The 18,883-nt window shown below is 72.4% G+C and carries 12 protein-coding genes; 6 read left to right on the forward strand and 6 right to left on the reverse strand.

Annotation, left to right across the window (positions count from 1 at the left end; genetic code table 11):
• Positions 1-37: 37 nt before the first annotated feature.
• Complete coding sequence (locus AABA78_RS22250; RefSeq protein ID WP_338265488.1) at positions 38-574, forward strand: metal-dependent hydrolase; 537 nt, start codon at positions 38-40, stop codon at positions 572-574.
• Positions 575-595: 21 nt separating this feature from the next.
• Here AABA78_RS22250 and AABA78_RS22255 read toward each other — a convergent pair whose 3' ends face one another.
• Positions 596-1,399, reverse strand: a complete 804-nt coding sequence (locus AABA78_RS22255; protein ID WP_338265491.1) for a glutaminyl-peptide cyclotransferase — start codon at positions 1,397-1,399, stop codon at positions 596-598.
• A gap of 62 nt (positions 1,400-1,461) precedes the next feature.
• Positions 1,462-1,974, reverse strand: coding sequence for a response regulator (locus AABA78_RS22260; RefSeq protein WP_338265493.1), 513 nt, complete (start codon positions 1,972-1,974; stop codon positions 1,462-1,464).
• Between the two features lie 363 nt (positions 1,975-2,337).
• Between AABA78_RS22260 and AABA78_RS22265 the strand changes: the two genes are divergently transcribed.
• Positions 2,338-3,867, forward strand: a complete 1,530-nt coding sequence (locus AABA78_RS22265) for a trypsin-like peptidase domain-containing protein (protein WP_338265494.1) — start codon at positions 2,338-2,340, stop codon at positions 3,865-3,867.
• A gap of 56 nt (positions 3,868-3,923) precedes the next feature.
• On the opposite strand, the gene AABA78_RS22270 is transcribed toward AABA78_RS22265, so the two are convergent.
• Together AABA78_RS22270 and AABA78_RS22275 are read right to left on the reverse strand one after the other, a co-directional pair.
• Positions 3,924-4,670, reverse strand: coding sequence for an immunity 52 family protein (locus AABA78_RS22270; RefSeq protein WP_338265496.1), 747 nt, complete (start codon positions 4,668-4,670; stop codon positions 3,924-3,926).
• Positions 4,671-4,682: 12 nt separating this feature from the next.
• Positions 4,683-6,272 (reverse strand): Tox-REase-5 domain-containing protein, encoded by a 1,590-nt coding sequence (locus AABA78_RS22275; protein ID WP_338265498.1) that lies wholly within the window; start codon positions 6,270-6,272, stop codon positions 4,683-4,685.
• Positions 6,273-6,636: 364 nt separating this feature from the next.
• Here AABA78_RS22275 and AABA78_RS22280 point away from each other — a divergent pair, with 364 nt between their 5' ends.
• Positions 6,637-10,554, forward strand: coding sequence for a serine/threonine-protein kinase (locus AABA78_RS22280; RefSeq protein ID WP_338265501.1), 3,918 nt, complete (start codon positions 6,637-6,639; stop codon positions 10,552-10,554).
• Positions 10,555-10,639: 85 nt separating this feature from the next.
• Here the strand turns inward: AABA78_RS22280 and AABA78_RS22285 are convergent, their stop codons facing one another.
• Positions 10,640-12,457 (reverse strand): OPT/YSL family transporter, encoded by a 1,818-nt coding sequence (locus AABA78_RS22285; protein ID WP_338265503.1) that lies wholly within the window; start codon positions 12,455-12,457, stop codon positions 10,640-10,642.
• Positions 12,454-14,718 (reverse strand): serine histidine kinase EspA, encoded by a 2,265-nt coding sequence (locus tag AABA78_RS22290; RefSeq protein ID WP_338266233.1) that lies wholly within the window; start codon positions 14,716-14,718, stop codon positions 12,454-12,456. The genes AABA78_RS22285 and AABA78_RS22290 overlap by 4 nt, the downstream gene beginning before the upstream one ends.
• Positions 14,719-14,978: 260 nt before the next feature.
• Here AABA78_RS22290 and AABA78_RS22295 point away from each other — a divergent pair, with 260 nt between their 5' ends.
• The 3 genes from AABA78_RS22295 to AABA78_RS22305 all read left to right on the forward strand — a co-directional run bounded on the left by AABA78_RS22295 (position 14,979) and on the right by AABA78_RS22305 (position 18,883).
• The gene (locus tag AABA78_RS22295) at positions 14,979-16,367 is read left to right on the forward strand and encodes a serine/threonine-protein kinase (RefSeq protein WP_338265505.1); all 1,389 of its coding nucleotides are present in this window, start codon (positions 14,979-14,981) and stop codon (positions 16,365-16,367) included.
• A 349-nt stretch (positions 16,368-16,716) separates the two neighbouring features.
• The gene (locus tag AABA78_RS22300; RefSeq protein WP_338265507.1) at positions 16,717-17,589 is read left to right on the forward strand and encodes a hypothetical protein; all 873 of its coding nucleotides are present in this window, start codon (positions 16,717-16,719) and stop codon (positions 17,587-17,589) included.
• 310 nt (positions 17,590-17,899) lie between these two features.
• Positions 17,900-18,883: a sensor histidine kinase gene (locus AABA78_RS22305; RefSeq protein WP_338265510.1), complete on the forward strand. Its 984-nt coding sequence runs from the start codon at positions 17,900-17,902 to the stop codon at positions 18,881-18,883.

An 18,883-nucleotide genomic window follows, 5' to 3' on the forward strand; every position in this document is an offset into this window, starting at 1 on the left:
CGCCCGGCCCCCTGGCATGACGTACTCTGGAGTACCCATGAACCCCATCGTCCACGCCGAACTGTCCTGGCTCCTGGCGCAAGGCCTGCGCGAGCGGCGTGACCGCCTCCTGGTCACCTGCGCGGGGCTGGCGCCGGATCTGGATGGTTTGTCATTGCTGGCGGGTGAAGAGTTCTATTCGCGTTATCACCACGTGATTTTTCATGGCTATGTGGGAGCGCTCGTCACGTTGGCGGTCTGTACGGCCTTGGCACGGCAGCGAGCAGCCGTGGCCCTGCTGTCGGTGACTGCATTCCACGGGCATCTGCTGTGCGACCTCGCCGGGAGCGGTCCCGGCTGGCCCATCCACTATCTGTGGCCCCAGAGCCTGGAGGCGTGGTCCTGGTCCGGCCAGTGGAACCTGGCGTCGTGGCAGAACTCGCTCATTGGACTGGCCGCGACGCTGGCGTGTCTGGCGTGCGCCCTGCCCTTCCGGCGGACCGCGCTGGAGCTGCTGTCACCGCGCTGGGACGCGGAGGTGGTCCGTACGGTGCGGCGGCGCTTTTCCAGACAGGGGGATTCCGGCCCGGCCTGAAGCGGGTTGTCTGGAAAGGGCCTACGGCGTGGCGGCGGGCCCCACCAGGGTCACTTCGAAGAGGTCGGGCCACAGCTTGCCGGTGAGGAACAGGCGGCCGGTGCCGGGCTCCAGCGCGATGCCGTTGAGCACCGCCTCATAGCTGTGCACCCGCCCGCGCACCGCCTGCGCCAGCGCCGACGCGTCGATGACCGCCAGCACGCGGCCCGTCGCATAGTCGATCTTCAGGAGGGTGTTGGAATGCCAGACGTTGGCGTAGACGCCGTCCTCCGCGCACTCCAGCTCGTTGAGCATCTCCTGCGGCACGCCCTGAAGCGTCACCTGCACCTGGGACTTCACGTGGAAGTCCTTCGGGTCGTGGAAACGCAGCGTGGCCGTGCCGTCGCTGCGCACCAGCTGGCCCCGCCAGTAGCACAGGCCCCAGCCCTCGCCCGCGTAGGCCACCTGCTTCTCCCGCGCGGGCGGCGTGCCGTTCCACACGTAGAGCGTCTCGTCCTGCCAGGTGAGCTGGTACAGCCGCTCACCGTCGCTCGCGAGCCCCTCCGGGAACACGTCCGGCAGGGACTCCTTCCACAGGGGCGCCGCCTGCTCCAGCGAGATGCGGCGCAGGTCGCCCTTCTCACCGGTGCTCTCATAGAGCTGGCCCTGGTGGAACTGGAGCCCCTGCGTGAACGCCGTGGGGTCGTGCGGATACGTGTGGACGATGTTCACCGCCAGCCGCTGGGGCGTGGCCTCCGGGGCGCCCGCGTCCGGCGTCTGGCGCTGCGTGGGCGCGCACGCCAGGCACAGCAGGGACAACGACAGGGACCAGGGGAGGCGGCGCATGGGCGTCCTTGCGACATGCCGGCTTCACGAGCGGCGGGCCGCGCCACCTTAGCGCGCCGGCATTACTCGCGCGTCACCGCGAGGGCCACTTCCACCGCGCCGCGCAGCTCGTCCATGTCGAACGGCTTGTTGAGCACACAGGCGGCCCCCAGGCGGAGGGCCTCGCGGTGCAGCTGCACGTCGCCGAAAGCGGTGATGAGGATGACCGGCGTGGTCCACTGCTCGCGCCGCAGCCGGGCGAGCACCTCCAGGCCCGTGAAGCCCGGCATGCGCACGTCGGTGATGATGAGGTCGGGCGCGCGCGACTCCTCCGCCGTCAGCCCCTCCACGAGGACGCGCACCAGGTCCGGCCCGTCCGCCGCCTCCACCACCTCATAGCCCCGCCGCACGAGCATCTTGCGGATGAGCGTGCGCATCTCCAGCTGATCATCCGCCACCAGGATGCGCGGGGCCCTGGCGGGCTCGGAGTGGGGGTCTTCCCAGGCCGCGCCGCGCGCGACCCCTTCCGGCTGCTCGTGCACCATGGGCGTGGACTCCTGGAGGGGTTGAGAGGGGATCTCCCGCTTCAAGAGCATCCGCCGTGCCATGCATGGGGGGCGCCGTGGCGGTGGGGCATGGGGCATGCCGCCCCCGGGCGAAATGCCCCGACTGGGGCACTTTGCCCCGCGTCCTGGGGCCTTCCGAGGCCGGGCTCCCCTCTGAAGGGGGGTTCTGGAGGGGTTGGCCCACGGGCTGCAATGAGGTCCGGGCGTCGGACCGGATGCGGGGCTTCCTCCAAGAGCTCCCTTCAGGCAGCTGGGCCACCGGTGGCTCCCGGTGTCGCTGGTGGAACGGGACCGCTGCCTCCTTCCCAGGGTGCCCACCGCATCCGGTTCGACTCTTTTCCCCCTCTCCGTCCGGAAGGCCCGCTTTCCGGCCGCCACCAAGGAGAACGCACGATGGTCCGCACGCTTCCGTCCCGCCGCCACCTTGCCCGCGCGCTCACGCTGATGCCCCTGGTCGCCCTGGGGGCCTGCAAGCCGGCCGCGGACGTGGCCACTCCCTCCCGCCCCACGCTGTCGCTCAAGACGGGCTCCACGCAGACAGCCACCACGCCGTCGGGCGCGAAGGTGGAGCCGGCGGTCTATACGCCCACGCCGGGGTCGCCCGGCGCGCTCATGTCGCTGGCGCCGCTGGTGGACACGGTGAAGGGCGCGGTGGTGAACGTGGAGGTGCAGGCGCGCGCCCGGCCCGCGATGGGCGGGATGATGCAGGGCCTTCCCCCCGGCCTCGCCGAGCGCTTCGGCATGCCGGGCGGACAGAGCCCCTTCGGCGAGGGCGGCGCGCCCGCGAAGCAGGGGCTGGGGTCGGGCTTCGTCATCGACCCGTCCGGCCTGGTGCTCACGAACAACCACGTGGTGGAGGGCGCGGACCTCGTCCGGGTGAAGCTGGAGGACGGGCGCGCGTTCGACGCGGAGGTGCTGGGCCGCGACTCGCTCACGGACGTGGCGCTGATCCAGTTGAAGGGCGTGTCCGGGAACCTGCCCTTCGTGAAGCTGGGGGACTCGGATGGCCTGCGCGTGGGCGACCCCGTGATGGCCATTGGCAACCCGTTCGGGCTCGCGTCGAGCGTGAGCGCGGGCATCCTGTCCGCCCGGGCGCGCGACATCCACGCGGGTCCGTATGACGACTTCCTGCAGACGGACGCGGCCATCAACCCGGGCAACTCCGGCGGCCCCCTCTTCAACATGAAGGGCGAGGTGGTGGGCATGAACACGGCCATCATCGGCGGCGCGACGGGCATCGGCTTCGCGGTGCCGGCGAACCTCATCCAGGCGCTCCTGCCGCAGCTCCAGGAGACGGGCGTGGTGCGCCGGGGCTGGGTGGGCCTGGCGGTGCAGGACCTCACGCCGGAGCTGGCGCGCGCGCTGCGCGTGGACGCGGCGAAGGGCGCGGTGGTGGCCGGCGTCTCCGCGGGCGGGCCGGGAGAGAAGGCGGGCCTGCGCGAGGAGGACATCATCACGTCGGTGGGCGAGCGCGCGGTGGACTCCGCCGGGTCGCTGACGCGCGCGGTGGCGCTGCTCAAGCCGGGCAGCGAGGTGAAGGTGAGCCTGGTGCGCGGCGGCAAGGCGATGGAGGTGCCGGTGAAGCTGGGCACCCGGCCCACGCAGCGGGGCGAGGAGGAGATGACGCCCCGGGACACGACGCCCGCGCCCCTGTCGAAGCGGCTGGGCCTGCGGCTGTCGGAGGCGCAGGACGGCAGCGGCGGCGCGCAGGTGGTGGCGGTGGAGTCCGGCAGCGCCGCGGAGCGCGCGGGGTTGATGCCCGGGATGGTGCTGACGCAGGTGGGCGACCAGAAGGTGTCCGGCGTCGCGGAAGCGGCGCAGGCCCTGACGTCCGCGGAGCCGGGTTCCGCGCTGCTCCTGCGCGCGCGGGTGCCCGGACAGGACGGGGCGCTGCTGCGAGCGATTGAAGTGCCGCAGCGGTAGTCTGGCTTTGTGTTGGCGCGCTCCACCGGCCGGGGTGTGAGCGCGCCGTTGTTTTTTCAGCGGCTGTGGATGAGCCCGGCCCGGGTGAGCAGCTCGCGCACGCGCCGGGCCAGGGCCACGTGTTCCGGGTTGGCCACGGTGAAGCGCTCCGGGGTCAGGAGGATGAGGGTGCCCTTGTCCTCCACGGGTTCGATGCGCACGGGCGCGGGGAGCGGAGGCACGGTGCCGCGCTGCTTGGAGAAGTACGTCAGCCAACCGACCCAGGCGTTGGTCTTGTTGCCTGGATCATCCAGTTCCCGATGGTGTTCGGACATGGCCGCGATCCAGTCTGGATCCAAAGCGGTCACCATGCCGCGCATCACGGCCTCCAGCACGGAAGGGGTCAACACCCGTTCCGCGTTCGGCCCTTCGAATGGAAGGGAGAGGAAGCAGGAGTTCGGCGTGCTCCCAGCGTAGTCTCCGCATCGGAGACGCAGGTCCACGTCATCAGGATCGCTTTCGTTCAGGAACCAGACATGGAAGCCCAGTTCCTCGAAAACGCGCCCCCCTTCTCGGTTGGTGCCCCGTCGGAACAGGTCCGTAAGCACGGACACATCGGGCGGCATCAATGACAGCTTCTTCGTGCCCTTTCGGGACCTGATGGATTTGTACCAATGGGCCAGAAGCGGATCGCACGCAGCCAGGCGTTCGAGCAAGACCGCCGCACGACTGGCGCATGCTTCAGGTGATTCCTTCCGCGCCCCCCAGTAACCGCCGACAAAGAAGCTATCCGGGTAGGCTTGGCGCTTGGACTCCGTGGTCATGGGATCTTTTGCTCAGCGTGCGGGGGTGTGAACGACTTCGATCTCACCGAGACGAGCGCGCTTGAGAAGTTTCTGGATTGCATCGGCCGCCCTCTCCTCCGCGACATGCCATCGGATGCGGAATCCCATGCCTCGAACTTGCTCGACTTGTCGCGACGCCTGGTCGGCGAGCGCTTGTGCACCTGTATCTTTGAACCAGGGCTTTGGCGCCAAGCCTTCCTGGAACTTGTTCGCATAGCCGGGACCTTTGGCTTCCAGTAGCACTCCGTCCCGGAACCCGTCGAACTTCACGTCGCCGACCCAGTACGCTTCGTCCGCCGAGTGCCCGGAGATCTGCTCCTGGTAGCGCCGGGCCCGCTCGGACATCGACTCCTTCGCGGGCCCCCACTTCCCTGGCTCGTCCGGAGCCGGCGCCGCGTTGGCCTTCTGGAGGAGGAGGGCCGCGCCAGGTCCTCCGCTCAGCACCGCCGCCGCGCGTCCGGCTGGCACCGCGACGCGCTCGACACTCAGCAGTCCCTCCGCGGACACCGCGAGCACGGGCACCGTGGCCTCCACGCCCGCCGCGGCTCGCGTCAACGTGCGCGTCGTCGCGGAAGCCGTTCCCCACAACATGAGGACGTTCGTGGTCAGCCGCGCTGCTTCGCGGAGCTGCTCGCCCTCAGTCATGTAGCGGAAGCGCTCCCAGTACGCGGGCGACGACGTGATGAGCGCCGCCACGCCTTCGGGGAGATGGCGCAGGCTCGCGATGCTGTCCGTGGGCTGGGACAGGAGCTGTCCCAGGCCGTGGTACAGCTCCACGAACGCGTCCTCCGCGCCGTCCAGTGAGCGGCTGAGGACGTCCGCGTCGTCGTACACCTCCGCGAGTGGGCGCCAATCCGCAGCTTGCAACCGCGCATCGACGTGTCGGAAGACACCACCCTTGCCGCTGTAGAAGCGCCCCAGCTCGAAGCTGCCCGCGCGGAACGCTCCGTCCCGCCACTGCACGGGCCCCACCTTCTGCTGCGTGCGCCCATCCAGCGCCCAGGCCAGATACCCGTCCGGCCGCAGCACGGCCACCTGTTCCCGGACGAACCGCTCCATCCGGCGCACCAACTCCTCGCGGGACACCTCGCCGCCCTCCAGCACCTCGCGCAGCAGGAAGCCCGCCGCCATGCGGGGCGGATAGGTGCCCAACGTCACCGGCTTCTCCATCAGCCGGTTCAGCACCTCGGCCGCGTCCTCGGGAGTGAAGGGATTGCGGCGGACCGGCAGCTCCTCCAGGTCCTCCAGCCCGGCGCGCAGCAGCAGCTTCTCGAACGCGTCCACCTCCAGCAGGCCCAGCGCCACGGCCTGCCGCGTCCGCTCCTCCGAGCTCCCGATGAGCACCGTTCCCGGAGGCAGCCGCGCGGGAGCGTCATCCCCCACCGTGCCGCCTGCCCCAGCGGACACCTCCCCATGCAGCGGTGCGGGCGAAGCGCTGTGGTAGCGCGCATAGCCCTGCAACCCCACCGGCAGGGAACGGGCGCGTCCTCCCGCGCAGCCCACCAGGCCCGCGATGAACACCAGGCCCAGCCATGCGCGCCGGAACCCTTCCCCACCGCGCGGTGCCTGAATCCCTCTCATGCCTGTTCCTCCTGTTGAACAGGGCTAGCAGGGAGTCCTGACATCCTTGCCGCGATGCGGTGCGAAATGACGCGGCCGGTGCGCGGGCGACCCGCTGACCCGCTGGCTGCCCCGAATGTCCGGTGTCACGCGGTTCACACAACGTGGCGCCTGGAAGCTCCCCGGGCATGGGAGGACTTCTGACCGATGTTTCACGCGCCGTCGTTTGGCCGCCCCCGGGGGTTCGGAAATCACGGCGGCGGTGGCGTAGAGTGCGGCCGTGCCGCGCTGCCTCACATGCGGGCGGCGTTGGGAGGGCTCTCACTCGCCGTGCCCGCCCGGCGTCTCGCCGCCCACCGCTCCGCCGTCCGATGCCTCGCTCCTCGTGCCCGACGTTCCGGGCTACCGCTGCGAGAAGGTCATCGCGCGCGGCGGCTTCGGCGTGCTCCTGGCCGCGCACCCGCGCTCCGCCGACGGCACCGAGGGGGAACGCATCGCGCTGAAGCTGGCGCGCCCCGGCATCGCGCTCGCGGAGGCGCAGCTCGCCCGCGAGGCGGAGGCCCTGCGCGCCATCGGGCCGCCCACCGTGCCCGCGCTCCACGCCACCGGCACGCTGCCCGGTGGACAGCGCTTCGTCGCCATGGAGTACGTGCCGCTGCCCACGCTGGCGGACTGGCTGGCCCAGGTGTCCGGCCCCATGTCGCCGCAGGAGTTCGGGCCTCGCGCCAGCGCGCTCCTGGAGGCGGTGGCCGTCGTGCACGCGCACGGGCTGGTGCACTGCGACCTCAAGCCCGAGCACGTCTTCCTGGACGACGCCCACGGCCGCGCCCGCGTCTTCGACTTCGGCCTGGTGCAGCGTCCGGCCCCCGGCGCGCTCGCCGACGACGGCACGCCCGGCGACACGTCCTCCTTCGCCGGCACCGCCGAGTACATGGCGCCCGAGCAGTGCGCCGGCCACGCGGCCCTGGATGCGCGCACGGACGTGTACGCGCTGGGCATCATCCTCTACGAGCTCATCACCGGCCGGCCGCCCTTCTTCGGCTCGCTCACGGAGGTGCTCCAGGCGCACCTGTCGCTGCGGCCCCCGCCCCCGTCGGAGTTCGCCCCGGTGGCGCCGCCGGTGGAGGAGGTCGTGCTGCGCTGTCTGGCCAAGGAGCCCGCGCGCCGGCCTCGCGACGCGGCCACCGTGGCCCAGGCGCTGCGCGCCGCGCTGGACCACGCGGGCCAGTCCGCGGTGCAGCCCGCGCCCCGGCTCACCCTGCTGCCGGAGGTGCGCCCCGCGCAGACGCGCCGCTCGGTGGCGGTGCTGTTCACCTCCTCGCGCGCGAACCCCGTCGCGGTGCAGAAGGCCCTGGCCGCCTACGGAGGCCACATGGCCTTCACGGACGGCGAGCGCTTCGCGGGCGTCTTCGACCCCGACGTGGGAGAGAACCCGGTGCGCCGCGCGCTGCGCGCCGCCGAGGGCCTGGCCGAGCGGGGACTCGCCCCCGCCGCGCTCGTGGACGTGGCCACGGTCACCGTGCAGCGCCGCCTCGACGGCGCGCCCCGCTACCTGGGCGCCATCTTCGCGCGCGAGGACCGCTATCCCCACGTGCCGGAGCTGCGAGGCCCCCTGCTCTCCCCCTCCGCCGCGGAGGCCGTGCCGGAGGTGCCGTGCCTGCCGGTGACAGGACGCGCCGGGCTGATGCGCCCCGCGCCCTCCGGCGCCGCGCCCCGGCCGGACGTCACCGTGCTGCAGCTGGGCAGCGCGATGCTGGTGGGCCGCGACCCGGAGCTGGAGCAGTTGCTGGAGAGCGCTCGCTCCGCGGTGTCGGACGCGGCGCCCACCATCGTCACCGTGCGCGGCGACCGGGGCCACGGCAAGAGCCACCTGTCCTCCACGCTGAGCCTGCGCCTGAGGGCCGCGCTGCCGCACGCGCGCGTCTACTCCATGCGCTCGCGCGAGCCCGTGCAGGGCGACCCGGAAGGCACGCTGCGCACGCTCTTGCGCGTGGCGCTGCACGGCTTCGACCGCGACGACACCGACACGCAGGAGGACGGCCGCACCGCCATCCTCGACCGGCTGGGGACGCGGCTGGGCATGGAGCTGTGGCCGGGCGTGGCCGCGACGCTCGGGTGGTACGCGCCGGGCGGGCCGGAGCTGCACAGCTGGGCCGCGGCCCCGGGCGCGCTGCGCTCCCTGGCCCTGCGCGCCACGGGTGAGCTGCTGGCGGCGAGCGCCCGCGAACGGCCGCTGTGCCTCATCGTGGACGACGCGCACTTCGCGGAAGAGACGGCGCTGGACGCGCTGGAGTACGCGGCGCTCGCGGAGACCAGCGTGCCCCTGTGGGTCTGCGTGCTGGTGCGCCCGGGCTTCGAGCAGAGCCGCCCCGCGTGGGGCGCTCGCGCCGCGCGCCAGCTGGACCTGCCCCTGTCCGGCCTGTCTCCGGGTGACGCGCAGGCCCTGTGCCGCGCGCTGCTCAGGCCGGTGGAGAACGTGCCCGCGCAGGCGGTGGAGCGCATCGTCGAGCGCGCGCAGCGCGTGCCCCTGTTCCTGGTGGAGCTGGTGCGCGGCCTCAAGCGTCAGGGGCTGGTGCGGCAGCGTTCGCCGGGCGGCAACTGGTACCTCGTCACGGACGAGCTGGACCGCGTGCCGGAGCTGCGGCTGGTGGAGTGGCTGGCGGACCGCGAGCTGGGCGCGTTGCCTCCGGCGCTCGCCGCGCATGCCCGGCTGTGCGCGCTGCTGGGCGTGACCTTCACCGCCACGGCGGCGGACGGCGTGCTGCGCGAGCTGGAGCGCGACGGGGCCGCGGCGCAGTTCCCGCTGGACGTGGGGCACGCGACGCGGCGGCTGCTGGACTCGGGGCTGCTGGTGGAGCACCGGCTGGAGGGCCTGAGCTTCCGCAACGAGTTGGTGCGCGAGGCCGTGGTCGCGGGCCTCCCCGCGGAGGAGAAGGCGCGCATCCACCGCGCCGCGTACCGCCACTACCTGAGCCCGGCGGGCGCGCAGGAGCGTCAGCGGCTGGCCCGGCTCGCGCTGCACGCGGCGGCGGCGGGCCTGCGCGACGAGGCGGCGGCGCTGACCATCGACCTGGCGGAGTCCGCGCGCGGCCGTCACGCGTTCCTCGACGCGGAGGCCATGTACACGCGCGCCCTGGAGCTCATCGAGCCCGAGGACGAGCTGCGCGGCCTCACGGCGCTGCGGGGCCGCGGCCTGATGCGCTACCGCATCGGCCGGTACGAGGACTCCCTCACGGACTTCGCCATCGCGCGGGAGCGGGCGCGGGGCCTGGGGGATTCGCGCGCGGAGGTGGAGCTGCTGCTCGACGAGGCGATGGCGCTCGACTGGGTGAACGACTACGCGCGCAGCGAGGCGCGGGCCCAGGAGGCGCAGCAGCTGGCGGAGACGGTGACGTCGCCCTACGTGCAGGCGCGGCTGCTGCTGGCGCTGGGCCGCGCGCAGTTCCGCAAGGGCGAGTGGCTGGACGCGCTGATGCCGCTGGAGGCCGCGGCGGAGCGGGCGCGCAAGCTGGGCGACGCGGGCTACGAGACGCTGGTGGTGGCGCTGCTGCTCATGGCGGTCATCCTGCCGAACCTGGGCGACATCGACGGCGCCGAGCGCGTGATGGACGAGGTCATCAGCGCGTGCACGGAGCGCGGAGACCGCTTCCACCTGGGCTCGGCCATCAACAACCGCCGCAACCTGTGGGTGGCTCGCCGGGATTTGACGCACGCGCTGAAGGACCAGGAGCGCTTCATGCAACTGGGGCGCGAGCTGGGCGTGGTGGGCTGGGAGTACTTCGCCGAGCACAACATGGGCGAGCTGTACTACCAGGCGGGCGACGTGGAGGCGGCGGCGCCGCACATCGCGCGGGCCATCGTGCTGGAGCGCCGGCATCCGGAGGTGGCGCACCGGCCGTGGGCGCTGCTGCTCCAGGCGCGGGCCATGGCGTGGACGGGCCGGCACGACCGGGCGCGAGACCTGCTGGAGCAGGTGCGGCAGACGATGGCGAACAACCGCCACGGCGTGAACCTGAGCCCGTCGGAGGAGGTGCTGTTCTCCATGGTGGAGCTGTCCGCGCGGGACGCGACGGCGGAGGAGTGGCACGCGCTGCGCGAGCGCTCCGCCCAGGCGTCCGTGGAGCAGGAGCCGCTCGAAGTTTTGGAGATGATGGGCCTGGCGGCGTGGCGCCGGGGCGACTTCGCGGAGGCGATGCTCGCGCTCGGAGAAGCCCTGGCCCGCGCGGCGCACGTGCCGAACCTGATGGAGGACCGCATCCGCCGCTCGCTGGAGCGCGTGCGGGACCTCACGCCCGCGGCGTAGCGCGCGCCGCGGCTCCCGTGGGCGGCGCACCGCACGAACCTGTCCGACAGCCGGACAGGTCTCCGCGCCCGGGCCCTGGCGAGCGCTACGCGGATCGCGAGAGGGCCGTTGTCGCGGCGATGAGCAACCCCATCAGCGACTCACCCACCAGCGCTCCAGAGCCCAGGGAGGGCACGTGCGCATCCGTCATCTTCGGCGACCACTTGCGCGCGAGCGCCGCCAGCCCCGCGCCCAGGCACAGCGTCACCGCGAAGTAGGCGGGCGTGATGAAGCCGATGCCCATCGCCACCGGCGACGGCAGCCACCGCGCCGCCCGGCCCTTCGCGGCCAGCGTCAGCACCGCGCCCACCGCGCAGCCCACCAGCGCGCCCCAGCCCGCGTGGGGCGGCAGGCCGGCCAGGCCCCGCACGGACACCTCCGCCACCGCCCGGAACTGCGCCGCCGCGGGCACCGGCAACACCGCCGTGCCCAGGCCGTACGCGTTCACCAACAGCAGGTAGGCCGGTACCGCCACCACCGCGCCCACCGCCACGCCCACCAGCTGCGCGGCCAGCTGCCGTGACGCCGACGCCCCCAGCAGGTGCCCCGCCTTCAAAGACCACAGGCTCACGCCGACCTGCGCGGACGCGCCCGCCACCACCGAACCCGCCGCCACGTTGGGCGACAGCTCCCCGGGCCTCACCACGCCGAAGACGACCTGCGTGAGGTTGCCCATCTGGCTCACCGGCGACACGTCCGTCTGCCCCGCGCCTCGCGCGCAGACCGCGCACAGCGGCACCAGCAGCACGAGCGCCAGCAGCATCGACGGCACGCCCAGCCCGAACAGCACCCCGCCCAGCACCACCGCCAGCACGCACGCCACCACCGCCACGCCCACGGTCCACCCGGGCAGCCCACCCCGGCTCGCGCCCACCGAGCGCAGGTCCTTCGCCGCGCCCAGGAAGTCCCGCGCCTGCACGACCAGCGACACCACCGACGCGCCCACCATCAACCCCACGCCGGGCCACATCAGCCACGAGGACAGCGGCTCATACCCGGCGCCCGACACCACGCCCGCGTCCACGAGCCCCGGCGCGAGCACGCCCCACGCCAGCCCGGAGCCCAGCAGCATGCTCAGCGCCAGCTGCAGGCCCGTCATCATCCCCACCGCCAGCAGCATGGGGCTCATCCCCACGCCCCACGTCAGCGACTCCAGCGCGACGCCGCCCACGCGGCCCGGCAGCGCCACCATCCCCGGCAGCCACCCGCGCGAGTCGCGCATCCACGTGAGCACCATCGCCACCACGCCCGCGCCCACCAGCGTCCGGCCCCTTCCGGCGGGCGTACCCTGGGCCTCCGTGGGCGTGGCCGCGTGCAGCGTCGAAATGAGCTCCGCCGTGGCGATGCCCGTGGGGAACGGCAGGGCCTCCTGCTCCAGCAGGCGCCGCCGCAACAGTCCCGCCACCAGCACGCCCACCACGCCCAGCACCAGGCCCCAGGCCGCGATACCCCAGCCCGGCACGCCCGTGCCCAGCAGGGCCAGCGCCGGCAGCGCGCCCAGCAGCCCCGCCGACGCGGGCATCGCGCCCACCGCCGACGCGGCCGTCTGCGTGAGGTTGTTCTCCAGCGGCGTGTACGGCACGCCGCGCCTGCGCCCATAGGCCGCCAGGCCGCTGAACCCCAGCACCGTCGCGGTGATGGAGCCCGAGTCCCACCAGCCCGTCTTCATCCCCATGTAGAGGTTGGTGACGGCCAGCAGCGCGCCAATGAGCAACCCCATCCCCAGCGACCGGGCCGTCCACTCCCGGCCCTGGGAGGCCGCCGCGCCCGCGAGCCCCAGCCCGGCCGCCGTCACGGGCACCGGCGCCACCGGCCCCACCGCGACCTCGGGAGGAGCCGCGGGGTGGCCGGGGGAGGCACTCATCGAGACGCCTCCGCCGAGCGTCCCACCAGCTCGCGCAGCTGCGTCAGGTCCAGCGGCTTGCTCAGCTTGAGGTTCGGCACGTCGCGCAGGAACGACATCGTGCGCGGCGTGAACGCGCCGCCCGTCATGAACACCATGCGCCCCGCCTGCTCCGGCGCCGAGCGCCCCAGCTCGAAGTACAGGTCCATGCCCGTCATCCCCGGCATCATCACGTCGCAGAGGATGAGGTCGAAGCGGCTGCCTTCGGTCACCAGCCGCAGCGCCGCCTGCGCGCTGTTCGCCGTGGACACCTCGTGCTCCGTCGCCAGCGAGCGCTGCAGCGCCACCGTCACGTTGGGCTCGTCATCCACCACCAGGATGCGCGCCCGCGCCCCCGCCGGCGCCGCCGCCGACAGCCGCGGGTAGAGGTCCGGCTCGTGCGCCGCCGACCGCAGCACCACGCGGAAGGTGCTGCCCTGGCCCGGCGTGCTCTCCGCGTGGATGGAGCCGCCCATGGACTCCACGATGCCGTGGCAGATGGACAGCCCCAGCCCCGTGCCCACGCCCACCGCCTTCGTGGTGAAGAACGGATCGAAGATGCGCCCCAGCACCTCCGGCGTCATGCCCACGCCGGTGTCGCGCACCTCCACCACCACCTTGCCCGGCTCGCCCGGACGGATGATGGCGCGGATCTCATGCTCCGTGACGGAGGACGGATCCTCCGGGATGGCCTGCGCCGCGTTGAGCAGCAGGTTGAGGAACACCTGGCACAGCCGCGCCTCGCTGGCCTCCACCGCGGGGACGGGCTCGAACTCCGTCACCAGCCGCGCGCGGTGGCGGATGACGTTGTCCGCCATCTTGCACGCCAGCTCCACGGAGCGGCGCACGTCCACCGGCATGGGACGCGACTCCTGCTCGCCGCGCGCGAAGACCTTCAGGTCCCGCACGATGGTCGCGATGCGCTCCGCGCCCTCGGTCGTCTCGCGCACCAGTTGCTGGATGGAGGCCACCGGCTGAGACGGGGCGCCCTGGGCCTCCAGCTTCTCCAGCCCCTCGCGGATGAGGTGCAGGTTCACCAGCATGTACGCCAGCGGGTTGTTGATTTCGTGCGCCACGCCCGCGCCCAGCGTGCCCACGCTGGCCAGCCGGTCCGCCACCACCAGCCGCGCCTGGAGCTGCCGGCGCTCGCTCAGGTCGCGGTGCACCATGATGTTCGCGATGACGCGCCCTTCCGCGTCGCGCAGCGGCACCACCACGGACTCGCAGACGCACGCCATGCCGTCCGCGCGGCGGAACTCCAGCTCCCCGCTCCAGCGCCCGTGCACCTCCAGCGCGGTGAGGATGGCGGCCGTCAGCCGGTCCGGCTCACCCGGGTGCAGCACGCTGAAGAGCGTCTGCCCCATGGCCTCCTTGCGGCTTCGGCCGAACATCCGCTCCGCGCTGGTGTTCCAGTCGATGACACCGCCCGCCAGGTCCGTGATGACGACGCCGTCGGAGATGCTCTCGAAGATGAGCGCCTGGCGGTGCAGCTCCTGCTCCGCCTGCTTGCGCGCGGTGATGTCCATCACCGTGCCCGTCACCCGCGCGGGCTGCCCGGATGCGTCCAGCAGCACGTCGCCCTTGCATGAAATCCAGCGGAAGCCGCTGCCCGGGGGCTCGATTCGGTACTCCACGTCCACCTGCGAGCGCTGCTGGAGCGCCGTGGCCAGCCCCGCGCGAAGCCGGGGCAGGTCCGCCGGGTGCACGACCTCCTCCAGGTCCATGGCGCGGCCGGACAGCTTGCCCACGGCCAGGCCCAGGAGCCGGTCCACGTGCTCGCTCCACGTCACCTGCCCGCTCTTCGCGTTCCAGTCCCAGATGCCCACGCGCGCGGCGGACAGCGCTTGCCGCAGCTGCTCCTCGCGCTGCTCCAGCACCTCGCGCCGGGAGAAGCGGAACACCGTCACCGTGCCCACCTGGAGCCGGTCGCCCTCCTGCAGCTCCGCGGTGGACACCGGCAGCCCGTTGAGGAAGGTGCCGTTGGTGGACTCCAGGTCGGTGACGAGGCACGAGCCGTCCGGCTTGCGCAGGATGCGCGCGTGCTTGCGCGACACCCCGTGGTCGTCGATGCGCACCTCCGCCTCCGAGCCGCGCCCGATGACGTGCTCGCCCGGCTCCAGCCGGTACGCCTTGCCGATGGCCGCCGGCGTGGTGGTGCTGATGAGGATGAGGCACGCCCCGGTCGAGGACGGGGCCGTCATCGACTGGCCCGCGCAGGTCGTGAGCTCGTCCACCAACGTCATCATGTATGCCAGCCCCCGGGCGTTCCCCTGCGCTCGGGCCGGCAGTGTCCTCGCCGCCTGTCGTGCATGACGCCGCGCTCCGTGTGGGCCCGAAGTCCTGGCCCGGACACCCACCATACCCCAACGGCTTCCAATGAACGTCCCTACACCGGCGGGACAGGGAGCGTGACTCCTGGTGAACGGGCAGACAGGCAGGCAGCACAGCCAACCCGGCACGGGTACTCGCGACCCACCCGTGGATGGTAGGGTGCGGGGCATTCATGGCGGCGGACTCCGAGAGCACCTTCCGCATCCAGGCGCGCGCGGCCGCGAACGCCACGGACAAGGGGCACGACACACCCAGCCGTCCCGAGCGCGGGCCGGGCACGCTCGCGGGCGAGTACGTGCTCAAGGGCATGCTGGCGGCCGGTGGCCACGGCAGCGTCTACGAGGCGGAGCACCGCATCCTGGGGCGGCACGCCGCGGTGAAGGTGCTGCACTCGCACCTGGCGGACCAGGGGGAGATGCTCCAGCGCTTCGTGCGCGAGGCGCGCGTCGTCAATCAGATCCACCACCCGAACATCGTGGACGTCTACGACTTCGGGCTGATGCCGGACGGCAGCCCCTACTACGTGATGGAGCTGCTCTCCGGGCGCACCCTGAGCCAGGTGGTGCAGGAGCGCGGGCGGCTGTCCGCATCTCGCGCGCTGGCGTACCTGGAGCCCATCTGCGGCGCGCTGGAGGCGGCGCACCGCGCGGGCGTCGTGCACCGCGACCTCAAGTCCAGCAACATCCTCGTCGTGGAGGAGGGGGAGAAGCCCCGGCTGAAGCTGCTCGACTTCGGCATCGCGAAGCTGATCCAGCAGGAGCCCGGCCAGGAGGGGCTCACCACCGCGGGCCAGCGCCTGGGCACCGCGCACGCGATGGCGCCCGAGCAGTTCCGGGGCGGGCGCATCGGGCCGCCCACGGACGTGTACGCGCTGGGCGTGCTGCTCTACCAGCTGCTCACCGGCCGCTACCCGTTCCAGTCCGATGACCGGCTGGAGCTGGAGCGGATGCACCTGGAGGCTCCGCCGCCGCGCCCCAGCGTGCGCGCGCCGGTGTCGCCCGCCATGGACGCGGTGGTGCTGCGCTGCATGGACAAGGACGCCACCCGCCGCTACCCCAGCGTGAACGCCTTCCTCACCGCGCTGCGCGAGGCCGCCGAGGAGCCCGGCCAGGTGGAGGGCCAGACGCGCGCCGTGCTCGCGGTGAACGCGGAGGTGGTGCTGCCGCCCGCGGACCAGGACGACGACACCGTGTACGCCGCGCTCGCGAGCGTGCTGGACACGCTGGAGCAGGGCCTGCGCGCGCAAGGCTTCCTCCTGGCGCTCCAGACGGGCACCACGCTGCTGGGCGTGCGGCCCCTGTCCGCCGACACCGCGCCCGCCCGGACCCTGCATGCCCTGCGCGAACTGCACGCGGAGGCCCAGCGCCTGGCGGAGCCCGCCCACGCCCGCGTCCACCTCTGCATCCATCATGGTGAGGCGGAGACACGCGGCGAGGCCGGGGAGGCCGAGGTGGTAGGCGGCCCGGTCACGCATGTGGCAACCTGGAACGTAAGGGACCCCGGTGGTTTCGCCCTCACCCGTCCCGCCGCACAGCTCCTCGAAGGCCCTCCCCCGCATTGAGCCGTCCCCCTTCCCCCTCCCCACCCCCGCCGCGTCCGCTACAGGTCTGTGGTTCCATGCCCTTCACCGGCACACGTCTGACTCCGTGAGAATTGGACCCACACCGTAATTTTTTGACGAAGCGGTATTTATTTTCAATCATGGATCCGTCACGATTCCCCTGTCTGACAGTTTCAGCACCTTTCTGGCTGAAAGCCTGGACTGCCTGACATTCTGGAAGTCGGTCCTCCGACTTCCCCCTCGAGCGGGAGCCCCCTACATGCGCCTCACCCCTGCTTTTCGGTCTGGAAGTGGATGCAGCGAGTGGTGGAACCGAGTTGCCTCACGCCAACCCCTGAAGGCGGCGTTGATGACGGGGGCACTGCTCGCCCTCGTGGGTTGTGGCGGCGCGATGCCCGAGGACGCCCTGGGCGCGGACCTGGCGTCCGCGGATCAGGCGCAGCAGGTGGCCAACGGCCTGTCCACCAACGGGCTCTCCACCAACGGCCTGTCCACCAACGGGCTCTCCACCAACGGGCTCTCCACCAACGGCCTGTCCACCAACGGCTTCAACGACTGGTTCGCCCAGAACGCGGACACGGCGCCGACGCTGATGGCGTACATCGTGAAGTGCGCGGTGCCCGCGGGCCAGACGCGCACCTTCCAGTCCCCGACGACGGGGGTGAAGTACACGTGGCAGGGCAGCCTGGGCCTGGCGCCGGGCTGGGCGTCGGGCATCCCCGCCACGGTGCCGGAGCAGCAGGCGGTGAGCGCGTGCCTGGCGGCGCACGCGAACAAGTATGGCCTGCACATCGCGCTGTCCGTGCTGGGCCGCACGGCGGCGGGCGCGGCGGTGCCCTACTCCGCGGAGGAGCTGTCGCAGTTCAGCGCGAAGGAGGCCTGCTTCTTCGGCAACCTGTTCACCAACGAGGGCCTGTTCGCGGCGCGTGATCGCGACTTCAGCACCGCGGAGAGCTCCACGCGCGCGTGCGGCCTCACGCTGAGCGCGGACACCTGCGCGCCCATCACCAACATCGGCAGCTGCGCGCAGTTCTGCACCAAGGGCGACCCGAGCCAGCCCTACTACACGCAGTGCACGTACAACGGGAAGACGTACCCGGCCATCACCACGCGCGTGCAGCCCACGGAGCTGTTCCGCTGCGGCGACGGCGTGTGCCAGTTCACCGAGCACGCGGGCTCCGGCACCACGGCGGACAGCTGCCGCGCGGACTGCGGCGCCTGAAGCAGACGCACCTGTTGAACCTGCGGTGAAGTGCTGGACATGGACGGCCTCGGCCCCCACCTCGGGCCGCGTGTCCAGAAGCATCCGGGCGTGCGGTGGGTCCCTTCCGCGCGCCCGAATCCCAGTGGAAAATGACAGCCGGGACGTGAGCCTGGACGGTGTCCGCTCGACGGCGTCCTGTACTCGCGCACACCTTGCCGGGCACGAAGCGGCGGTGTTGGATGGTCCTCCACAGGCCGGGCCCGGCGTAGGGACCACCGCCACGAGGAGCGGTGACGGCCGCGGATGGAGTCGGGTGGAGCGGGCCGCGATGACGTTACGAGCGAAGGTCGGGCGGTTGGCGGCGATGACGCGGCGGCGGGGCATGCTCCGTCAGGCCTTCGAGCGCCTGGGGCCCGGCTCCAAGGCCCGGTGCGCCGAGGAGACGCCCTGCGCGGACAACCGGCTGCTGGAGGAGACGGTGCGCGAGCGCACCGCGGCGCTGGAGGCCGCCAACGCGAAGCTGTCCAGCAGCCTGGAGCAGCTGCACGCGACGCAGACCCAGCTGCTCTTCGCGGACAGACTCATCGCGCTGGGGCGCATCGCGGCGGGCGTGGGCCATGAAATCAACAACCCGCTGGCCTTCATCCTGAGCAACCTGGAGTACATCCACCAGGAGCTGCAGCAGAAGGAGCGCCTGTCGGAGCAGGACCGGCAGGAGATACTGGAGGCGCTGGCGGAGACGCGCGACGGCGCGGAGCGCATCCGGCTCATCGTGCGCGACCTGCAGACGCTGTCGCGCGCGGAGGACGTGGGCAGCGGTCCCGCGGAGCTGGCCGCGGTGGTGCGCACGGCGGCGAAGATGGCCATGCACGAGCTGCGGCACCGCGCGCGGCTGGTGGTGGAGTGCGACGGCGTGCCGCCGGTGCAGGGCAACGGCTCGCGGCTGGGTCAGGTGTTCCTCAACCTGCTGCTCAACGCGGCGCAGTCCATCTCACCGGGCAACGCGGAGGCCAACGAGGTGCGCGTGGTGGCGCGCCCCGGGGAGCCCGGCCACGTGTTGGTGGAGGTGCGCGACACCGGCTGCGGCATCGCGCCCGAGCACCGCGAGCGCATCTTCGACCCCTTCTTCACCACCAAGCCGCTGGGCGTGGGCACGGGGCTGGGGCTCGCGGTGTGCCACGGCATCGTCACGTCGCTGGGCGGCACGCTGACCATGGAGAGCGCGCCCGGCCGTGGCAGCATCTTCCGCGTGTCCCTGCCGGTGGCGGGCGCCTTCGTGCAGTCGCCGCGCTCGCAGGCCGACTGGACCTGA

Source organism: Corallococcus caeni, assembly GCF_036245865.1.
GTDB lineage: Bacteria > Myxococcota > Myxococcia > Myxococcales > Myxococcaceae > Corallococcus > Corallococcus caeni.